The 17562-nt window shown below is 70.0% G+C and carries 21 protein-coding genes, 1 tRNA gene and 1 pseudogene; 11 read left to right on the top strand and 12 right to left on the bottom strand.

Annotation, left to right across the window (positions count from 1 at the left end; translation table 11 throughout):
* Window positions 1-122: 122 nt before the first annotated feature.
* Window positions 123-611, top strand: coding sequence for a GNAT family N-acetyltransferase (locus AC5L3Z_RS10510; RefSeq protein WP_494841372.1), 489 nt, complete (start codon window positions 123-125; stop codon window positions 609-611).
* On the opposite strand, the gene AC5L3Z_RS10505 is transcribed toward AC5L3Z_RS10510, so the two are convergent.
* Entirely contained in the window at window positions 589-1062 is a 474-nt protein-coding gene (locus tag AC5L3Z_RS10505; RefSeq protein ID WP_494841371.1) for a DUF8243 domain-containing protein, read from the bottom strand. The genes AC5L3Z_RS10510 and AC5L3Z_RS10505 overlap by 23 nt on opposite strands.
* Before the next feature lie 183 nt (window positions 1063-1245).
* Here AC5L3Z_RS10505 and AC5L3Z_RS10500 point away from each other — a divergent pair, with 183 nt between their 5' ends.
* Window positions 1246-2028: an SAM-dependent methyltransferase gene (locus tag AC5L3Z_RS10500; protein WP_494841370.1), complete on the top strand. Its 783-nt coding sequence runs from the start codon at window positions 1246-1248 to the stop codon at window positions 2026-2028.
* Window positions 2029-2061: 33 nt separating this feature from the next.
* On the opposite strand, the gene AC5L3Z_RS10495 is transcribed toward AC5L3Z_RS10500, so the two are convergent.
* The 4 genes from AC5L3Z_RS10495 to AC5L3Z_RS10480 form a co-directional block, all read right to left on the bottom strand.
* On the bottom strand, window positions 2062-2649 hold the full coding sequence (locus AC5L3Z_RS10495) for an FHA domain-containing protein (RefSeq protein WP_494841369.1): 588 nt from the start codon (window positions 2647-2649) through the stop codon (window positions 2062-2064).
* A 5-nt stretch (window positions 2650-2654) separates the two neighbouring features.
* Complete coding sequence (locus AC5L3Z_RS10490; RefSeq protein WP_494841368.1) at window positions 2655-4460, bottom strand: serine/threonine-protein kinase; 1806 nt, start codon at window positions 4458-4460, stop codon at window positions 2655-2657.
* A gap of 244 nt (window positions 4461-4704) precedes the next feature.
* Window positions 4705-4848, bottom strand: a complete 144-nt coding sequence (locus AC5L3Z_RS10485; protein WP_494841367.1) for a hypothetical protein — start codon at window positions 4846-4848, stop codon at window positions 4705-4707.
* 28 nt (window positions 4849-4876) lie between these two features.
* A complete protein-coding gene (locus AC5L3Z_RS10480) occupies window positions 4877-5305 on the bottom strand; it encodes a hypothetical protein (protein WP_494841366.1) in 429 nt (142 codons plus the stop codon).
* A 242-nt stretch (window positions 5306-5547) separates the two neighbouring features.
* Between AC5L3Z_RS10480 and AC5L3Z_RS10475 the strand changes: the two genes are divergently transcribed.
* Window positions 5548-5964, top strand: coding sequence for a DUF6896 domain-containing protein (locus AC5L3Z_RS10475; RefSeq protein ID WP_494841365.1), 417 nt, complete (start codon window positions 5548-5550; stop codon window positions 5962-5964).
* 120 nt (window positions 5965-6084) lie between these two features.
* Here AC5L3Z_RS10475 and AC5L3Z_RS10470 read toward each other — a convergent pair whose 3' ends face one another.
* A complete protein-coding gene (locus AC5L3Z_RS10470; protein WP_494841364.1) occupies window positions 6085-6456 on the bottom strand; it encodes a hypothetical protein in 372 nt (123 codons plus the stop codon).
* A gap of 6 nt (window positions 6457-6462) precedes the next feature.
* Window positions 6463-6909, bottom strand: coding sequence for a hypothetical protein (locus AC5L3Z_RS10465; protein WP_494841363.1), 447 nt, complete (start codon window positions 6907-6909; stop codon window positions 6463-6465).
* Window positions 6910-7000: 91 nt separating this feature from the next.
* Here AC5L3Z_RS10465 and AC5L3Z_RS10460 point away from each other — a divergent pair, with 91 nt between their 5' ends.
* The 3 genes from AC5L3Z_RS10460 (at window position 7001) to AC5L3Z_RS10450 (ending at window position 8946) form a co-directional block, all read left to right on the top strand.
* Window positions 7001-7363 carry a hypothetical protein gene (locus AC5L3Z_RS10460; RefSeq protein WP_494841362.1) on the top strand — a complete coding sequence of 121 codons (363 nt, stop codon included), beginning with the start codon at window positions 7001-7003 and terminating at the stop codon, window positions 7361-7363.
* Between the two features lie 258 nt (window positions 7364-7621).
* Window positions 7622-8188: an RNA polymerase sigma factor gene (locus AC5L3Z_RS10455; protein ID WP_494841361.1), complete on the top strand. Its 567-nt coding sequence runs from the start codon at window positions 7622-7624 to the stop codon at window positions 8186-8188.
* On the top strand, window positions 8173-8946 hold the full coding sequence (locus AC5L3Z_RS10450; protein WP_494841360.1) for a hypothetical protein: 774 nt from the start codon (window positions 8173-8175) through the stop codon (window positions 8944-8946). Before AC5L3Z_RS10455 ends, AC5L3Z_RS10450 begins: the two co-directional genes overlap by 16 nt.
* A 205-nt stretch (window positions 8947-9151) precedes the next feature.
* Here AC5L3Z_RS10450 and AC5L3Z_RS10445 read toward each other — a convergent pair whose 3' ends face one another.
* Complete coding sequence (locus tag AC5L3Z_RS10445) at window positions 9152-9640, bottom strand: DUF6584 family protein (protein ID WP_494841359.1); 489 nt, start codon at window positions 9638-9640, stop codon at window positions 9152-9154.
* 243 nt (window positions 9641-9883) lie between these two features.
* Between AC5L3Z_RS10445 and AC5L3Z_RS10440 the strand changes: the two genes are divergently transcribed.
* Entirely contained in the window at window positions 9884-10453 is a 570-nt protein-coding gene (locus AC5L3Z_RS10440) for a YciI family protein (protein ID WP_494841358.1), read from the top strand.
* 118 nt (window positions 10454-10571) lie between these two features.
* On the opposite strand, the gene AC5L3Z_RS10435 is transcribed toward AC5L3Z_RS10440, so the two are convergent.
* The gene (locus AC5L3Z_RS10435) at window positions 10572-11363 is read right to left on the bottom strand and encodes an ArsR/SmtB family transcription factor (RefSeq protein ID WP_494841357.1); all 792 of its coding nucleotides are present in this window, start codon (window positions 11361-11363) and stop codon (window positions 10572-10574) included.
* 318 nt (window positions 11364-11681) lie between these two features.
* Between AC5L3Z_RS10435 and AC5L3Z_RS10430 the strand changes: the two genes are divergently transcribed.
* Together AC5L3Z_RS10430 and AC5L3Z_RS10425 are read left to right on the top strand one after the other, a co-directional pair.
* Window positions 11682-12284 (top strand): hypothetical protein, encoded by a 603-nt coding sequence (locus tag AC5L3Z_RS10430; RefSeq protein WP_494841356.1) that lies wholly within the window; start codon window positions 11682-11684, stop codon window positions 12282-12284.
* A gap of 1206 nt (window positions 12285-13490) precedes the next feature.
* The gene (locus AC5L3Z_RS10425) at window positions 13491-13871 is read left to right on the top strand and encodes a CPCC family cysteine-rich protein (RefSeq protein ID WP_494841355.1); all 381 of its coding nucleotides are present in this window, start codon (window positions 13491-13493) and stop codon (window positions 13869-13871) included.
* Window positions 13872-14250: 379 nt separating this feature from the next.
* Here AC5L3Z_RS10425 and AC5L3Z_RS10420 read toward each other — a convergent pair whose 3' ends face one another.
* Entirely contained in the window at window positions 14251-14679 is a 429-nt protein-coding gene (locus AC5L3Z_RS10420; RefSeq protein WP_494841354.1) for a hypothetical protein, read from the bottom strand.
* 298 nt (window positions 14680-14977) lie between these two features.
* Here AC5L3Z_RS10420 and AC5L3Z_RS10415 point away from each other — a divergent pair, with 298 nt between their 5' ends.
* Complete coding sequence (locus AC5L3Z_RS10415) at window positions 14978-15517, top strand: hypothetical protein (RefSeq protein WP_494841353.1); 540 nt, start codon at window positions 14978-14980, stop codon at window positions 15515-15517.
* 702 nt (window positions 15518-16219) lie between these two features.
* On the opposite strand, the gene AC5L3Z_RS10410 is transcribed toward AC5L3Z_RS10415, so the two are convergent.
* On the bottom strand, window positions 16220-16726 hold the full coding sequence (locus AC5L3Z_RS10410) for a hypothetical protein (protein WP_494841352.1): 507 nt from the start codon (window positions 16724-16726) through the stop codon (window positions 16220-16222).
* A gap of 109 nt (window positions 16727-16835) precedes the next feature.
* On the opposite strand from AC5L3Z_RS10410, the pseudogene AC5L3Z_RS10405 reads away from it, so the two are divergent.
* Window positions 16836-17364, top strand: a pseudogene (locus tag AC5L3Z_RS10405) (site-specific integrase); the annotation flags it as partial.
* Between the two features lie 84 nt (window positions 17365-17448).
* Here the strand turns inward: AC5L3Z_RS10405 and AC5L3Z_RS10400 are convergent.
* A tRNA-Lys gene (locus tag AC5L3Z_RS10400) sits at window positions 17449-17520 on the bottom strand.
* Window positions 17521-17562 lie beyond the last annotated feature (42 nt).

Here is a 17562-nt window from a genome sequence, read left to right as displayed (position 1 = left end):
GTTCATACCCCGTTCACCTGCAACGGACGGTACGAATCACCGAAATGGACGGCAGCGTGCGATGGTGAGGGTTTGCCTACGACCTTCGTCGGGGCGTGGACGGAAGCCGCTAGGGTGGCGCGATGCCCGACCTGCAACGGCTGACGTCCCACCACGCCGCCGCGCTGCTGAGCTTCGAGCAGGAGAACCGCGTCTACTTCGCGCGGAGCGTGCCGGATCGGGGCGACGACTACTTCGCCGCGTTCGACGCCCGGCACGCGGCGCTCCTCGCCGAGCAGGACACCGGCCGGTGCCGGTTCCACGTCCTGGTCGACGACGACGGGTCGGTGCTCGGCCGGTTCAACCTGGTCGACGTCGAGGACGGCCGCGCCGAGCTGGGCTACCGGGTCGCCGAGCGGGTCGCCGGGCGCGGCCTCGCCACCGCCGGCGTACGGCAGGTCTGCGCGCTCGCCCGGGACGAGTACGGCCTGATCCGGCTGACCGCCGCCACCACCCGGGACAACCCGGGATCACTGGCCGTGCTGCGGCGTACCGGGTTCACGCCCGTCGGCGAGGTGCTGCTCGACGACCGTCCCGGGCTGCGCCACGTCAGGGAGTTGATCCCCGGCTGACCCCGCCGTCCATTTGTTCCAGCACCGCCTCCAGCGCCTCGAAGGCGTACGCCCAGTTGTGGCACTTGAAGCTGCGCAGCCCCTCGATCGGGGTGTGGCAGTCCACGCAGTGCACCCCGGCGATGGCGTCCGGGACCTCGGTGTTGACGTACTTGCGGTCGCCGAGGATCACCGTGGCGATCATCGCCGGGTCGTGCACGCCCTTCAGCGCCGACGAGACGATGTCCAGCCAGCTCTGCCGGCGGCCGCACGTCGGGCAGTCCGGCTCGTCGCCGCTGACCCACAACGGCGCGCCGATGCTGCGCGCCGGCATCCCGAGCAGCTTCTCGATCCGGCGTACGTCGTGCTCGGAGGTGGTCCAGCGGTGCCGCCCGGGCAGCGACGCGGGCGAGTCGTAGACCGCTCGGAACACGACCGGATCGACCTCCACGGTCTCCCGCTGACTGCTCATGGCGTACCTCCTCGGCGACGCGGCCGCCGTCCGGGCACGGCTGCTCGCGACGGTTGCTGCTCCCGTCCTACCCGGGTGGGCGGCCGGCCGCAGCCGGATCGCCGACACCGCGGGTCAGCGTGGCGTCGCCGTGAGTGCTAGACATCGAGGTGCGACGACGTCCCGCCGACGGAGGGAGGGCCGGTGACCGTGCCGACCGACGCCGAGCAGAGGCCGAACGTGGCCCGGATGTACGACTACTTCCTCGGCGGCTGCCACAACTTCGCCGCCGATCGGGCCGCCGCCGAGAAGATCCTGGAGATCTTCCCGGACACCGGCATCGCCGCGCAGGCCAACCGCCACTTCCTGCGCCGGGCCGTCCGCCACGCCGCCGAGCAGGGGGTACGCCAGTTCCTCGACATCGGCGCGGGGCTGCCCACCCAGGGCAACGTGCACGAGATCGTCCGCCAGGTGGCGTCCGACGCCACGGTGGTCTACGTCGACCACGACGAGGTCGCCGTCGCGTACGCCCGGCGGCTGCTGCCCGTGGACGACCGGACCGTGGTGGTCCGCGGTGACCTGCGCCGCCCCGACGAACTGCTCGCCCACCCCGAGGTGCGGCGGGCCATCGACTTCGACCGGCCGGTGGCCGTGCTGCTGGTGGCGGTGCTGCACTTCGTGCCGGACGCCGACGCCCCGTACGACGCGGTGGCCCGGCTCCGCGACGCCACCGTCCCCGGCAGCCCCCTCGTCGTCTCCCACCTCACCCTGGACGGCGCCCCGCCGCTGCTCGCCGAGCAGGGGCAGGCGGTCTACCGCCGGAGCAGTTCGCCGCTGGTGCCCCGCTCGCACGCCGAGGTGCTGCGCTTCCTCGACGGCTACGACCTGGTCGACCCGGGGCTGGTGCCGGTGGCCGAGTGGCGGCCGGACGGCGAGCCGCAGGAGCGGGTCTCGCACGGGTACGCCGGGGTCGGCGTCCGCCGCTGACCGTTCGAGGCCGGCCCGGAGGGCACGCGCGGGTCAGTCGGCCGGCGACACCGCGCCGCGGCGCACCGCCTCGCCGGCCAGCCGGGACCGGCGCCGGTCGTCGTTGGTCACCAGGCCGAACTTGTCGTACAGGTGGGCCAGGTGTTTCTTCACCGCGCTCTCGCTGACTCCCAGCGCGGTGGCGAGCGCCCGCGTCGCTGGCGGCTCCGGGAACGGCGTGCCGCCCACCAGGTACGGGCCGCAAAGCACCTCGAGCAGGTCCCGTTCCCGCCGGGTGAGCGCCGGCGGCGACGGTGGCGGTTCCACCCCCACCGTCCGGGTGCCGGCCAGCGACGGCGCGTGGAACACCAGCCGGGCCGGGCCGATCTCGACCCGGTCGCCGTCGCGCAGCAGCCGCGCCTGCCGCACCGGACCGCCGTTGACCGTGGTGCCGTTGGTGCTGCCCAGGTCGCGGATCGTCCAGCCGGACGGGAAGCGCTCGACCAGGGCGTGCAGGCGGGAGACCAGCTTGCTGTCGACGGTCAGCTCGTTGCCGGGGGCCCGGCCGATGGTCAGCGCCGCGGCGGTCAACGGCACCAGCCGGACGCTGCCCACCCCGTGCACCTCGAAGTAGCCCTCCACCCCGGTCAGCGCCCGCAGTACGGCTCGGTGGTCGCCACGCTGACCTCCTCGGACCGGGCGCTGGTCACGGTCGCCGTCGCGGTGGTGCACCGGCCCACCGGCCGGTACGGCTCGGTCCACAGCTCGTACGGCTGCCCGCCGGCCCGCTGCCGGGACGTCGGCCGGTCGGTCCGCACCGCCAACTCGACGCTCCAGGTGCCGCCGCCGACGGAGGCGTTGTCCCGGTACTGCTTCCACACCCACACGTACGCCATGGACGCCTGGCAGCTCGGGGACCAGTACTGCTTGACGGAGATCGCCTTCAGGCCGCCCGCGTACCCGTAGGCGGAGGTTCCGACCTGGTAGGCGTCGGCGTAGCAGGGGCCGGGCGGGGCGTCGTCCCGGCTGGCCCGGCGGGGCGCCGCCGTGCCGACCAGGGCGGTGGAGAGCCGCCGCCCGTCGGCGGTCAGCTCCACCGACGCCCGCAGCGGCCCGACCGTGCGCGGCACCACCACGAGCCGGACCTCGCACCGGGCACCCGGCGCCAGCGGCCCGGTGGTGCAGCCGTCCGTGCTGACCTGCACGTCCCCGCCGGACGGCCCGGTGACCGCCAGCCCGGTCAGCCGGACCGGACGGTCGTCGCGGTTGTCGACGGTGAGCACCTGCTCGGGGGACTGGGCGTGGAGTTCCAGCTCGCCCAAGCCCAGCTCGGCGGGCAGGGCCGGCGGGACGGGCGGTGGCGGGCCGTCGGGCCGGCCGATGGCGAGCACCGCGGCCAGCGCGGCGAGCAGGCCGACCGACCGGACCAGCGCGGGCCGGCGTACCCGGGACGGCGGGCGCCCGACGGTGGCCGACAGCGCCAGGGCGGCCCGGCGGCGATCGGTCAGCGACAACGGCGGCGCCGGCTCGACCGGCCGGGCCGGCCAGGGCCCGGCGGCGTCGCCGCCGCCGAGGACGAACGGGGTCGCCGGCTGCCCGGCCGCCGCCTGCGCGGCGCACAGCTCGTCGGCGAACGCGGCGGCCGTCGCCGGTCGCCGCGCGGGGTCCTTCGCCATCGCCCGTTCCAGGGCCGCGCACACTTCCTCGGGTACGCCGAGCGGCCGCAGGTCGGGCGGCGGGTCGGCGGTGATCCGGCGGATCAGGGAGTCCAGCGGCTCCCCGGGGGTCGGGGCGAAGGCCGGGGCACCCCGGATCCAGTGCAGCACCGTCGAGGCCAGGGCGTAGACGTCGGCGGTCACCGTGGCGGGCGCCCCGCGCAGCACCTCGGGCGCGGCGTGCAGCACGCTCGCGGTGACCTTCGCGCCCGGGCCGCCCGGATGCGGCGAGCGGGGCCGGGCCTGCCCGAAGTCGGCCAGCTTCAGCTCGCCGTACCCGGAGATGAGGATGTTCTCGGGCTTCACGTCGCGGTGCAGCACGCCCGCGCGGTGCGCGGTCTCCAGCGCCCCCGCCACCGTGATCCCACCCGCGACGGCTTCCCGCCAGTCGCCCGCCGCGCCGCCGGCCAGCCGGTCGCCCAGCGAGCCGCCCTCCTCGTACGCCATCAGCAGGTACGGGTTGCCGGCGGCGGTCCGGCCGGCCTGGTGCAGGGTGACGATGTGCGGATGGTCGGAGAGTCGGCCCAGCACCCGCAGCTCCCGCTCGAAGCGGGCCCGGGACGGACCGTGCCAGTCGGCGGCGAGCACCTTGACGGCGACCCAGCGGGAGAAGTCGGGCTGCCAGGCCCGGTAGACGACGCCGAAGCCGCCCCGACCGACCTCGACGGCCTCGGCGCAGCCGTCGACCCCGAGGTCGGGGTGGTGGCTCTGCGTCAACGACCGTTCGTTGTGGACCATCGCCGTCGAATGCTACCGATGGGCCGGCACCGTGATGTCACCCGTTCGTACGGCGGCAATCTCACGGCCACCGGGGGCGGGGCGGCCCGGTGCGAGGGCCGCCCCGACGTTCGGCGATCAGTGGTCGTTGTAGAACCGGAAGGCCCGGCACTCGGAGTCATGGCCATCTTGACGGCGTACCCGTCGGCGTCGGTGCCGCAGATCTTGAAAATGTCGCCGTGCTCGGTGAAGTACGCCTCGCCGCTTAGTCGAAGACGGGGCCGCCGAACGCGTCTCCGGTGTTCATGACGTGGTACGAGTCCGACGCCATGGCCGGGCTGGGCAGGGCGACGGTGAGCGCGGTGACCGCCGCGGCCACGCCGAGCGCCTTCCGCAGGGTGAACTTCATTCCGATCCTTTCGGGGTGCCGTTCCCGGTCAGCAGACCTTGCTGGTCGAACCGCCCGTGCCGTTGAGGTAGCCGGTGACGTGGGTGCACTCCGACGCCGTGTCCGCCGGCGCGCCCCACAACTCGGCGCGGGTGGTGTTGTCCAGCCGGCCCTCGCCGTAGTCGTTGCCGCTGTCCGAGTGGTTGATCACGTGGACGTAGAGGTCCCAGTTGGAGTGGGTGTTGCGGTACTGCTCCCAGACGTAGATGTAGGCGTAGTTGTAGCCACAGCCGTAGTACTGCTTGACCGAGGCGGCCTGCATGCCGTCGACCGTCAGCACCCGGGTGGTGCCGATCTGGCGGACGCTGGAACAGCTCGACGGCGTGCTGGCCAGCGCCGGCGACGCGTCGACCAGCGCGACGGCGGCAGCGGCGAGGGCCACGGCCGAGGTGGCGACGGCACGGCGGGGAAGCGACATGTCAGCCCTGCTTTCTCTCGGTGTGTGGATGAGGAAACCAGGGCTGCGCACCCGCCGACAGGTGACGAAGAGGGGAACGTTTCCTCCCCCTGGCCCGGATCTCGCAGCGGACGGCGCTCGCCATCAGGCGCTCCAGCCGCGCCACATCCCTCATCGGTCCCCCCGCCTGTGCCCGTGCCCATCGCTGCCCGTCCACGCCCCACGCCCACCCGGCATCGCAGTGGCAGGAACATAATGATCATGTGAGCAAGGAATCGGAGATGGCGATCGACGCGGTGCGGCGCTACGCCGCCGCCCTGCGGCACATCCGGTCCCGACTGTTCGACGCCTACCCCGGATTTCGAGACATCGGTGACCTGATGACGGCGGTGCGGCACACCCGAACCCTCCCCCGGGAGGGCACGTCGAGCACGGGCGTCGAGTACTCGATCCACGGCGTGGGCTGCCGGATGACGGATGAACAGGGCCGGGAGGTCGACGTCGACCTGGTGGACGGTGTGGAGGCATTCGACGCCTGGCGAATCGGGCTCTTTCTCGACGAAGGCCCCGACGCCCGGCCCTCGGACGAGGAGCTGTTCGCGGCGTGCGCGCACCTCGCCGGCACCGGCGAGCTAGCGGAGGTGCGGCCGGGCCGCTGGTACGCCCTGCCCGAGGCGTGAGGCGGGGCGCCTGACAGGAGGCGCGCCGGCATTCCCGGAAGGTGGGCGATGTCGAGTAGGCCCGGTTCGCCGTGAGGCACGGTCAGCGAGTCCACTCCGCTGGGACTCCCGCAGGTCGCGTCAAGCTGCCGGGGAACCGTCGTGACCCTCCGCCGGTCGGGACTCGGCCAGCAGCCGGCGCAACCGCCGGACCTCATCCAACAGGCGGGGCACGGCCGTGCGGGCCATCGCGATGAAGGCCGCGTTCTCCTCCCAGCGCCCGTCCGCGACATCGACACAGCGAGGGTGCTGCACCAGGGTCGCGGCGACGACCTCACCGGAGTCGAAGTCCGGCCACCGCTCGCCCCGGCCGGTGTCCGGGACCGTGCTGACGGCGACCAGGCTCATCGCGGCGGCGTCGTCGAGTTGCCTGACGAACCACGGGCCCGGTGTGGCGGCCCGGTGCAGCTCGTCGAGTTCGTGCAGTTCCTCGTCCCGCATGCTGACGTTCACCCGCTCTCAGAGGTTGGGTCGCCGATGGGCTGGTGCGGCTCTCGGCGCCGCCGTTGGCTGTCCGATCGGGAAGAGGATCGCGTGGCTGCGCGGGCACTGCCAGCAGGCGACCCCGTCGACGAGCGCCGCGGTAGGAGGATGGGTGTGGCCGGACAGACACCCGGGCCAGGTGGTGTCGCCCTGGTCGAACTCCTTCTCCTGCAGCAGGTCGGCCAGCTCGACGACGGCCCGCTCCAGGTCGCGGGTCACAGGCAGGCTGCCCAGGATGTCCTCACCCGCCTGCCCCCGCCTGCCGACGCGCACGTGCAGGGCGTCGAGGGCGTCAAGGTCCACACCCAGCGGGTGAACGACGGCACCTCGCCGGGTGAAGTCCTCCGCCACCCGGCGTACCGCCCGCTCGTAACACTCCAGCGAGCCGAGCACCAGCTCGTCGTACTCGTCGCCATCCGACACCGGGCCAGGCTAATGCTGAGAGCGATCAGAGTATGACCTGGTGGTGAGGGCGGGGTCGCGGTCGGTGGTGGCGCTGTGCCAGGGTGCGGGCGTGAGTGACGCGGGACAGACGGATCGGGCGGCGCCGGAGAAGCTGGATCAGTGGCACGACTTCCGCAAGAGCGTCGCGCTGGTGTCGATGGTGCTGTTCTTCTTCTGTGTCGTCGCCCTCGGCCATGTGGTCTACCAGTTGGTCATCGTCGGTGACGAGCGTGGGATCTTCGACCCGTGGTCGTTTCTCGCGGTCATGTCGGTAGCCGTACCCCTTGGTGTGGCGGCGGTGACGGGCCTGGGTGTCCATCGGGCGGCCAGCAATGCCGAATCGAAGCGACGCGGCCGGATCATGGCTCTTGCTCTGCTGGTCGCCGCGGTCCTGCTCGTCGTGACGGGCGTCATCGGGGACCGTCTGTCGTGAGCTTCTCCGGTCGTTGCTGGTGCCCGTCGACGAGGACGGGTCCCCTCAACGTGATGGACCAGAACTGACCGCAGGTGGAGTTCGATGTCCTGCTCCGTTTGGGCCTCGGTGTCCTGCCCGGCGCTTGTTGCTGGTTTCGTACGGCCCGTCGCTTTGCCCCTGACCTTTTGTCCCGATTTTGGCAGTCGCTGAATTGGCGTGTGACAGTTGCCGACGAGCCGGACAGGTAGGGAGCATGGACAATCAAGAAGAGTCGAGATGAGCCGCGCTGACGCGAGCGCCCGGGAGGAGCGCTTCCGTTCTCTGCACGTCGAGACATATGCCGACCTGCTGCGCTTCGTCGAGCGGAGGGTCCCGGTCACCGAGGCTGAGGACATCGTCTCGACGGTCTTCCTGACGGCCTGGCGGCGCTTCGACGAGTTGCCGGACGATGCTCGACCGTGGCTGTTCGCGGTGGCCCGCAAGACCATGGCCAACCAGACGCGGGGATGGCTGAGGCGCCAGGCCCTGGACGTCCGGCTGGTGTCGCTGGAGGCGGGCGAGGTGTCCGACGACACCGCAGGTGCCGCGGCGCGAATCGACCTGGAACGCGCCTGGCGGTCTCTACGCCCCGCGGACCGCGAGGTTCTCGCCCTGGTCGCGTTCGACGGATTGACCGCCGAGCAGGCGGCCACCGTGCTCGGCTGTCGCCGGTCGACCTTCGCCATGCGGCTCGGCAGGGCCCGGCAGCGGCTGCGGGCCGCTCTGGAACCGGCCGCAACTGTCCCCCCTTCGTCTTTCCGCCCTCACGAGTTCAAGGAGCAGCAGTCATGGAGCCGAGCATGAACGACGACCTCCAGCAGTTGGCCGTGCTCGACCCGGCGCGTGGCCGCACACCAACCCAGATGGAATGGACCCGTTCGAAGGCGTCCATTGAGCGGTTGATGGCCGGTCAGGTCGCGGCGGCGTCGGTTCGTCGGCCGGTGAGGCGTCGGTTGGTGATGGGTCTGGCTGCGGTGGCGGCGGGTGCGGCTGCGGTGGTGGCTGTGCCGGCGTTGCTGCCGGGGACGGCGGAGAAGGCGATGGCGTCGTGGACGCCGACGCCTGGTTCGTTGACTGGTGCGCAGGTGCTGCCGCAGGCTCGGGAGTGCGCGGGCAGCGACGTGGGGGGCAGTTCGTCGGCGGTCAAGGCCGAGGATGTGCTCCTGGCCGAGAAGCGGGGGCTGGCGACGCTGCTGATCATGAAGAAGAGCAGCGGTGTGATCGTGGAGTGCCTGAGCGCGGGAGACGGCGAGCAGCTGGCCTCGATGGGGCTGGCCGACGGTCCGCTGCCGGTCGTGCCGGCGGGCAAGGTGGATCTGCAGACGATGAGTTCCATGGGTGACGGTGACGAGCAGTTGTCGAACATCGTGGGTCTGGTGGGTCCGGAGGTCACCCGGGTGGACGTGGCCCTGGACAACGGCAAGGTCTTCCAGGCCAGTGTGAAGTCCGGTTGGTGGGCGGCCTGGTGGCCGGGTTCTGAGGGTGGCGAGGTCGATGCCCTCACGGTGACCGTGCACACCGCCAAGGGAACGACCAGCTACCTTCCGTCCGAGCTGGCCTGACCTGACCCGGCTGCGGCGGCCCTCCCCGGCCGCCGCAGCCGGTCATTCCTCGTCCCGGTGATCAGCACGGAATGCGCTCACGGCGAGGCCTGAACCACCGCCGCGGCTGCGGCCCGTCGCGGGCCGCCTTGAAGACGTACGAAAATTCGGGCCACTTGGCCGGCGGTCGGCGCCAGCGGCGCGGTCTGCGGCATCTCGAGGACAGTCAATCCCAGATCCAACGGAAGACCGTCCACATCCCGATGCCCACCATCGCCAGGAACCAGACAACGACGGTGATGGCGCATCCCCCGAACACGATTCCCTCCCACCGTGCGCTGGGCTCGCCAACCGGGGCAATGTCTCGCGTTCCGCCCTTGTCCGCTTGCCCGGCCGCTCGCCTCAGGCCTTCCAGCTGCTCGGTGCTGACTTCGCGCCGGACCGGGCGGGGGACGCTGTGCCAACGCGCGATGTCATTCCGGTGCTGCTCCCACCAGGCCGAGATCGAGCGTTGGGCTGCCTCATCGTCGCGGCCAAGGACGAACCAGAGAGCACCTGCGGCGGGCAGGTCTTGCATCTCGTAGTGAACCGTGGCCAGAAGGTCGAGCACCTCGTGATCCTGACGATGCGCTAGGACGCCGTTCAGCCGGTCAATTGCCTTCCAGGGACGACCGGCAGCCAGATCGGCGCGCGCACGCGCTACTCCGTCGCTCACCCGATGATCATGCCAGTCGCGTCGCGCTGGACCGAGTGAGTATCCGACGGCCATGCAAAGGCGAGAGGACTGCTCAGGCCCCCACCCCGCGACGCCACGACGAGCGGGAAACGCACGGACATGCCGCAGAGAGCGTGGGTGCGGCCATCCGATCATGTTGCTGGCCGCGCGCCCCTGACGGGCCGTCGAGTCCGCACGGCTGGGTCGTAGCCCGCTTGATGCGTGACAGGTCGGTTTCACGTTGTGCGTGAGACTGAGGCCATGCAGTTCCTGTGCCACCACCGCGATCGGCCCGGTTCCGTCGCCCTGCGCGAGCACCTGCTCAAGGAGCACTGGTCCTACATGGACCGGTACGGGTCGCGGATGATCGCTCGCGGCCCGACCCTCGCCAGCGACGGCGACACCCCCACCGGCAGTCTTCACATCGTCGAGCTGCCGGATCCGGCCGCCGCCCGAGCCTTCGCCTTCGACGAGCCCAATTACCAGGCCGGTGTGTACCGGGACGTGCTGCTGCGTCGATGGCGCAACATGCTGGGGCGCACGATGTGGGACTTCGCCGGTGGCCGCACTGGTGGCAACCGGTACCTGGTGCTCGGCCTCGGCTCTGGGGAAGCCGCTGATCTCACCGGGCCGCCCGACCGGGACGAGCTGATCGCGTACGGGCCGCTGCTGTCCGACGACGGCAGCACCTGGCTGGGTACGGCCGTACTGCTCAGGGCGCCCGACTCGGACATCGCACGCGGCGTCCTCAGCCCGGATCGTTACGCCGACATCGAGGTCCACAACTGGCAGTTCGGCGGGCGGCCCTCATGAACTGAAGACGTGCAGCACACCAGGAAGCCGGGGATGATCCGTACCGGGGCGGGCATGCCACCGCGGAGTGGATGTGGACCCGGCGGTACCTCGCCACGTCGAGCCCCGATCGGGGAGGTCACGCATCCTCCGGCAGCGGTTCGCCGGTCTCCAGCAGCGACTTCAGGCTCGCCACCACGTTCGGCCAGCCGTGCTGGACCATCTCGGCCAGGCCCGATCCGGGCTCGAAGCCGTCGTGCACGACGGTGAGCTTCACGACCTGCGCGGCCTCCTCAATCATGAAGGTGACCTTCGAGCGGGCCTCGCCGGACAGCCGGGCGAGCAGTTCGTCGTCCCAGCCGAAGCGCTTGGCGAGCTCCGGGGTGATGGCGTGCCAGGTGTAGGAGAGCCGACTGTAGGGTTCGGCCTCCAGCACGACCTGCTCCGGGTCGCTGATCAGTACGCCGTGGTTGTCCCAGGTCATCGGCGAGCCGACGGACCAGTCCGTCGTGAACTCCGTGGCCCAGTAGCGGCGGGTGAAGGCGGGATCGGTCAGCGCCTGCCAGAGCTTCTGGGGGGTGGTGCGGATGTAGGTGGTGTAGACAAAGGTCGGCGCGTCCATCGGGGTCTCCTCCAGGGCGAGTTTCAGGTCCGCCAGGGCTTGGATCCTGGCCTGGTCGTAGCGGCTGATCCAGCGGTGGGCGATCTCGTGCACGGGCGCGGCGTTGAGGTAATGCAGCTTCTCCCGGCCCCGCCGCACGGTGGTGACGAGCCTGGCCTCCTCCAACACCGCGAGGTGCTTGCTGACGGACTGCCTGGCCATGTCGAGTCCGGCGCACAGCTCGCGCAGCGTCTGCCCGTTGCGGGCGTTGAGCGAGTCGAGCAGCGCGCGCCGACTCGGATCGGCCAGCGCCTTGAACACCTCGTCCATGCCCGCCCTCGTCACCCGGTTACTGCCTGTCAATATGCAACCTTTCGGCTGCCTTTAACTTAGGCAGCCGGATGGCTGCCTGTCAAGCCGCCAGGAGTGCCGCAGGTCCTGTGCCAGGTCGACAAAGCCCGCCTTGCTGTCTTCTGCTGGTGGTGGCAGCCGGTGAAATCGGGGTGTGACAGTTGCCGCCGAGCCGGACAGGTAGGGGGTATGGACAAGCAAGAAGAACCCAAGGGGACCCAGGCGTTGCTCGAGCGTGGGGTGCCCGGTCAGGCTGCGGCGGCGTCGGTTCGTCGGCCGGTGAGGCGTCGGTTGGTGATGGGTCTGGCTGCGGTGGCGGCGGGTGCGGCTGCGGTGGTGGCTGTGCCGGCGTTGCTGCCGGGGACGGCGGAGAAGGCGATGGCGTCGTGGACGCCGACGCCTGGTTCGTTGACTGGTGCGCAGGTGCTGCCGCAGGCTCGGGAGTGCGCGGGCAGCGACGTGGGGGGCAGTTCGTCGGCGGTCAAGGCCGAGGATGTGCTCCTGGCCGAGAAGCGGGGGCTGGCGACGCTGCTGATCATGAAGAAGAGCAGCGGTGTGATCGTGGAGTGCCTGAGCGCGGGAGACGGCGAGCAGCTGGCCTCGATGGGGCTGGCCGACGGTCCGCTGCCGGTCGTGCCGGCGGGCAAGGTGGATCTGCAGACGATGAGTTCCATGGGTGACGGTGACGAGCAGTTGTCGAACATCGTGGGTCTGGTGGGTCCGGAGGTCACCCGGGTGGACGTGGCCCTGGACAACGGCAAGGTCTTCCAGGCCAGTGTGAAGTCCGGTTGGTGGGCGGCCTGGTGGCCGGGTTCTGAGGGTGGCGAGGTCGATGCCCTCACGGTGACCGTGCACACCGCCAAGGGAACGACCAGCTACCTTCCGTCCGAGCTGGCCTGACCTGACCCGGCTGCGGCGGCCCTCCCCGGCCGCCGCAGCCGGTCCTTCATCACTGTCTGCCCTCGACCCGCCCCCTGAGGCGCGGCCGCAGCCCGGTGCACCACGTCGAACGGATCTTGAAGCAGGCTCGGGCGCTGGCGCGCCGCTGGAAACCTACGTCCACTGGCTGCCGAAGACCGCCCGCACGGCGTCGTCGGCCAGCTTCTACGGCAGGCGGCCGACAAGCCCGAGCACCCCGGCTAGCCAAGGTCAGAGCTAGTTTGTCCCTGGTTACGCCCGATGACCTCTTCCCGGCGTCTCGCAGTTCGGAGGCGGTGCGTCAGCTGGTTGGCCGCCAGGGACTCGAACCCTGGACCTATGGATTGCCTGCGAGCGGCTAGATCGGGTGCGGTTCGAGGTATCCGGTCTGTTGTCGCGCGTCTCGGTCCGGTTCGGCTGGCACGGTCGCTGTACTTCCCCGCCGTACGGCACTGGGGTCATGGCATCTACTCGTGCCACCACACCTCAAGAAGATGAGCCGCGCCTGCTCGACGGGCTCGCCAAGCCAAGCGCTGATCGAGCTTGCCCACCTGCGCTCGAAGGTCGCGGGCGGCGGGAGCCGACAGCATCAGCATGGCGTTCTCCAGACTCCTGCGTCCGAAGTCGGTCGGGCCGCAGCAGTCGCATCCGTCGTAGAACTCTCCCGCATCTCCAACAAGTGCGACACGATCCAATGTTCTTATGGGTCCTCGAACGAAGCGTCCCCATCGCTCCCAGGCAGCTTGCACGTCTCCTGGGCAGAGCCGGCTTCGCTCCAAGCGCGAGATCTCTGTGACGGTGCCGCTGGAGAGTCCAGGAATCCTGGAAGTCATCTTCGACGCCCGCGCCCCGACATGCTCGCGACGGAGGCTGTTGGGCCGCCTACGCGGCATCGCTCCTTAGATCGATCATCGCGCCATAATGATCGATCGCGAGCGCCGCTGCAACGGTCAGGAGCTGCGAAGCAACCAGCCGACGTCTCAGCGGCACACGGTTCAGGAAGGCAGTTGCGCGTGCCACCCGCGTGGGCCTCCTGCCAGGACATACACCTGGCATCCTCACAGCGGCGGCTACGATCATTCCGCGCATGTTCCGGATCTTGACTCCACTCTCCCGCTTCAGGGCTCGGCCACGCTCGCGATGTAAATCACGGGACACCACCTCAGCTGGGAGCGGATGGTAGGCGGTGTGGAACTCACACTCCCCTGTCCGTGCTGCGGCTACCGGACGATGAAAGGACCGCCGGGCAGTTGCGACATCTGCCCGGTCTGCTGGTGGGAAGACGACATCCTCCAGCTACGTTGGCCACAGCTTGCCACCGGCGCCAACAAGGTCTCACTCATCGAGGGCCAGCGGAACTTCGCTCATACCGGCGCCTGCACCGAATTGCCGCTGGGCGTGGGCCTTGCCGACCCGAACGACTATGACCGCGAACCGCACTGGCGCCCGATCGACCTCGGCCGCGACACCTTCGAACCGACCCTCTGCCAACTCGCACCGTGGCCGGACGACCTGACCGCCTTGTACTGGTGGCGCTACCGTGACGCCGCCGCCTGGCGTAGGCGGTAACCAGAACTCACGCCACGCTACCTCCCTTAGCCACTGTCGGAACGGCGGATTCGAGCCGATGACCCCTTGACCCCCAGGCAATCATCGGGCCGCAGCCACCTGCCACTTTTCGCGTCGTACGCTGGCGCTCGCGTCCGTCGTTGTCCACGGTGAGGGCGTCTACATCGCCAACCCGCTTCCCAGGTAAGCCCCGGTCGCCCTCTGAAAGGCGCGACGTCTCGCTTACAAGTTTTGGGCGCTCCGTTCAGGCCGGTCCGCGTCTGCATCTGACCTCGGGCGGCAATCCGCGGCTGTCCACCCGTAGCCATCCCCGCCTGTCTCCGTTGCTGTCTCCGTTGCTGTCGACAGCACCAGGACAACCGCTCAGGAGCAGAGGAAGTCAGGGAAGGCTCTCTTCCTGCCCGGCCTCCAATCGGTCTGCTCGACGGTGAAGTTCCGCAGCGATGGTGTCCCAGTCGGGACCGAAGGCATGTAGGTCGTTGGCCGTCACACGCAACAGCTCGACATCCTCCGGCCGTTGAAGGCAGGCCAGCCGGAACGCGAGGTTTCGCGCCCAGACCGGAAGACCTATCCAGTCCTCCTCCAGCAGCACCTTCAGCATCGCCACGATCTCGTCAGCCGATGCGAAGGTCACCACCTCAACATATGCACTGGCAACGCGCTCGCTGTACCGTCGACCAGCGAGCAGCCGGGCCAACTCAAGCAGCGACATGCACTCCGGGGCGTAGGGCTCGGCGTCAGAGGACGCCTCGGGACGATTCCTCGTACCCCTATCCAGCAACGCCCGCAGCCAACCCGTCGTCTTCACGGCTTAGAAGCTAACCAGTCCCCACCTGGCGAACCCGACACGGCCACAGACGCCCGGCAACAGTTCGACCCAGGTGAGTTGAAGCGGAACTCAGAGCCACTACTCCGCCACCAGCGGAGACGACGCTCAACACCTGCTCACACGGCATTCCGGGATGCCAGCGTTGATCGCTGCTTGACGACGTTTCACGCCATCCTGTGCCCCCCGGCACTGCCGGGAGGCTCTTTGCCCGCGTCTGGCCATGGGTCCTGGCGGCAGAGGTGCAACGCCTCAAGCCTTAGGTCGGTAACCTCGCGCCGTGACGTCTGCTGATCAAGAAGGCTGGTCGTTCGCCACAGCACGGGTCCCGGCCCAGTTCGGCGCTGCGATCCACCCGCTCACACCCGCTGTGCAGCACGCTTGGGGCGACGACGAAACCCTGTGCGGCCTCGTCGAGGACCAGATCGAGTTGTACCGGCACCTCTTCGACCGTGAGGACGCCTCGGCCTGCCCGACCTGCCGGCAGCAGGCCGCCGCCGCGCCGACCCGGCCCTGCGGACAGGAACGCCTGCACGACCGGCTCCTGGCGGCTGCGGCGGGACCGATGCGCGAGGACCTGCTCGACGCTCTGCGCCAAGGTGCCGAGATCAAGCTGTGGATCAACGGCCCCGCTGCCAGCCTGGCCAAGCACTACGCCCAGCTGGACCGAATCGTCGAAGGCAGCCCCGCCCTGATCGCGGCGCTTAGCGTCAACGGGTCCGTCGGGCTTGCCAGGGTCGAGCATGGACCGTGGCAGTTCATCGTCGTCCTGCCAGACCACGGACCTCCCCTGATCGCTCGCGCAACGGCCGACCGGTAGGCACCGGCCGCCACCGCCGGACAGCAGGCGGCGCAGCAGACGCCGTCGAACTCGCCATCCCGTCTGCCATCGACCCGCCCTCCTGGAGAGCGGGCCGCCGGCCGCCGCCATGTCAAGCGGACCTTGACGCAGGTTCGGACGCTGGCGGGTCGGGCGGTGGTCTGCTCGGCTTGCCCGGATCGATGGCGGGCGGGATGGCCTTCCGCAACCACCCAAAGACCGTGACCCGCCGGCGCAGCCCCGGCCATCCTGGAGCCGGAGCGCCCCCGCCGGAGGCGCTCTAACCGCAACCCCGCGACTGCCGCCAGCTCGCCGACGCGGCCGGCGTGCGTTCCCCGACGCCGCGCGGGCTCGTGGCCGCGCGGCCCGGCCGGTTGCCGGCCCACCACCTCACGGTCTACGGTCTGTCGTTCTGTGGCGGCCCGCTGGGCTTTCCGCTGTCCGCGCCAGCCGGCGTGCGCCCAGGCGGCGGCGCGTGCGGCCCGTTGCGGGCCGCCTTGATAGACGTACAGAAAGTCCTCCCACACCGGCCGGCAGCCGGCCTGTCCGGTCTCATGACCTGAATGACAGATCGGCTTCATGACCTGCGTGACACTCCGCCGAGCGTTGGTGGAGATGAGCGTGATGGAAGATCGGTGTCGAGCCGTCCAGGCCGTGCTCGCCGGCTCAAGCATCGCGGACGTCGGTGAGGGTTCAGGTAGATCAGTAGCCCGGTTGGCCGCCAGCGGCGAGGCGTGCTGCTGCCTCGGCTGGTGTGTCGTCGTAGCCGGGCCGAGCCAGGAGCACCGATTGGAAGAAGTAACCCTGTTCCTCGTCCGGGTCGTCGTCTGCGGCGAACGGTCGCCACAGGGCGAGGTACAGCTCCCGCGCGGTGAATCCGTCGTCGTCTTCGTTCGGCCTGAGGTCGACATGGCGACGTAGGCGCTTCACGACTTCTAGCGCGGGCAGGCCGAAGAGGTCTACGTCCCGATATTGGACGACGTCCCGCTCGGCAGGGCGCCACACCTCGATCCCGTTGACCCGATCCCTTGTTGGACCGACACCGAAGCCCAGGCTGAACCCAAGCCCGCTCGGCAGGTGCAGGGCAACCTCGCCGTACGCGGTTGAACTCAGGGGGCCTAGCGTCTCGAGCGCGGCACGGGCCTCGTCGGTCGTCATCCCGAACCGCAGCGGGCCGACCCCGTGTGGCGGATCCAGCACGAACTCCATCTGCTGATGATCGCAGCCCTCTCGTGGGAGCAGGAACTTGGCGTGAAGATCGTCTAGCCGGACGTCACCCACCTCCCGAGATGGTCTGTAACGCAGCTCCTGAAACCCGGTGCTCGGCCTGCGCAAGGGCGAGATGCTGGGGCTCACCTGGGCTGACGTCGACCTCGACGCGGGGGAGTTGACCATCGACCGGCAGCTCCAGCGGATCGGTGCCGAACTGCTGCACCGGGAGACGAAGACGGCCGCCTCGGACGCCACCCTGCCGCTGCCCGACATCTGCACCGTGGCGCTGGACCGTCGCCGTGCCGCGCAGACCGCCGCCCGGGACGCCGCCGGCCCGACCTGGCAGCCGTCGGAACTCATCTTCACCACCCGTTACGGCAGGCCGGTCGAGCCGCGCAACTTCAACCGCTTCTGGGACCGGCGCTGCGACACGGCGGGAGTTCGGCGGATCACCGTCAGGGATGCCCGGCAGGACTTGCGCCTCGCTCCTGGCGGACCTGGACGTGCACCCCCGGGTGGCGATGCAGATCCTTCGGCACGCTCAGTTCGCCATCACCATGGAGATCTACACGGTGGTCTCCTCGGCGGTCACCCGCGACGCCCTCAAGCGGCTCGGCAGCGCACTGGACCGGTAGGGCGCTACTGCTGTACTTCGCTGCTTTACGAGCCGTGCTGACAAAGACAGCGGCCCTGCAAAGGGCCGCTGAGCTGCAACAGAGTGGGCCGCCAGGGACTCGAACCCTGAACCTATGGATTAAAAGTCCACAGCTCTGCCATTGAGCTAGCGGCCCGCGCCCTCAGGCTACCGGACCTCGCCAGTCGATTCCTCCCGG

It is taken from the genome of Micromonospora sp. LZ37 (genome assembly GCF_059359015.1).
Note: the sequence above shows the minus strand (reverse complement) of the source record. Positions and strands in the feature narration are given on the sequence as shown.

Excerpts from the sequence above, each read along its gene's own strand:
- AC5L3Z_RS10505 (WP_494841371.1), bottom strand. The coding sequence starts at position 1,062 with ATGAGCAGTCAGCGGGAGACCGTGGAGGTCGATCCGGTCGTGTTCCGA.
- AC5L3Z_RS10430 (WP_494841356.1), top strand. The coding sequence starts at position 11,682 with ATGGGTCTGGCTGCGGTGGCGGCGGGTGCGGCTGCGGTGGTGGCTGTG.
- AC5L3Z_RS10480 (WP_494841366.1), bottom strand. The coding sequence starts at position 5,305 with ATGTCGCTTCCCCGCCGTGCCGTCGCCACCTCGGCCGTGGCCCTCGCC.
- AC5L3Z_RS10435 (WP_494841357.1), bottom strand. The coding sequence starts at position 11,363 with ATGGACGAGGTGTTCAAGGCGCTGGCCGATCCGAGTCGGCGCGCGCTG.
- AC5L3Z_RS10485 (WP_494841367.1), bottom strand. The coding sequence starts at position 4,848 with ATGAAGTTCACCCTGCGGAAGGCGCTCGGCGTGGCCGCGGCGGTCACC.
- AC5L3Z_RS10510 (WP_494841372.1), top strand. The coding sequence starts at position 123 with ATGCCCGACCTGCAACGGCTGACGTCCCACCACGCCGCCGCGCTGCTG.
- AC5L3Z_RS10410 (WP_494841352.1), bottom strand. The coding sequence starts at position 16,726 with ATGGAGTTCGTGCTGGATCCGCCACACGGGGTCGGCCCGCTGCGGTTC.
- AC5L3Z_RS10490 (WP_494841368.1), bottom strand. The coding sequence starts at position 4,460 with ATGGTCCACAACGAACGGTCGTTGACGCAGAGCCACCACCCCGACCTC.
- AC5L3Z_RS10450 (WP_494841360.1), top strand. The coding sequence starts at position 8,173 with ATGGAGCCGAGCATGAACGACGACCTCCAGCAGTTGGCCGTGCTCGAC.
- AC5L3Z_RS10455 (WP_494841361.1), top strand. The coding sequence starts at position 7,622 with ATGAGCCGCGCTGACGCGAGCGCCCGGGAGGAGCGCTTCCGTTCTCTG.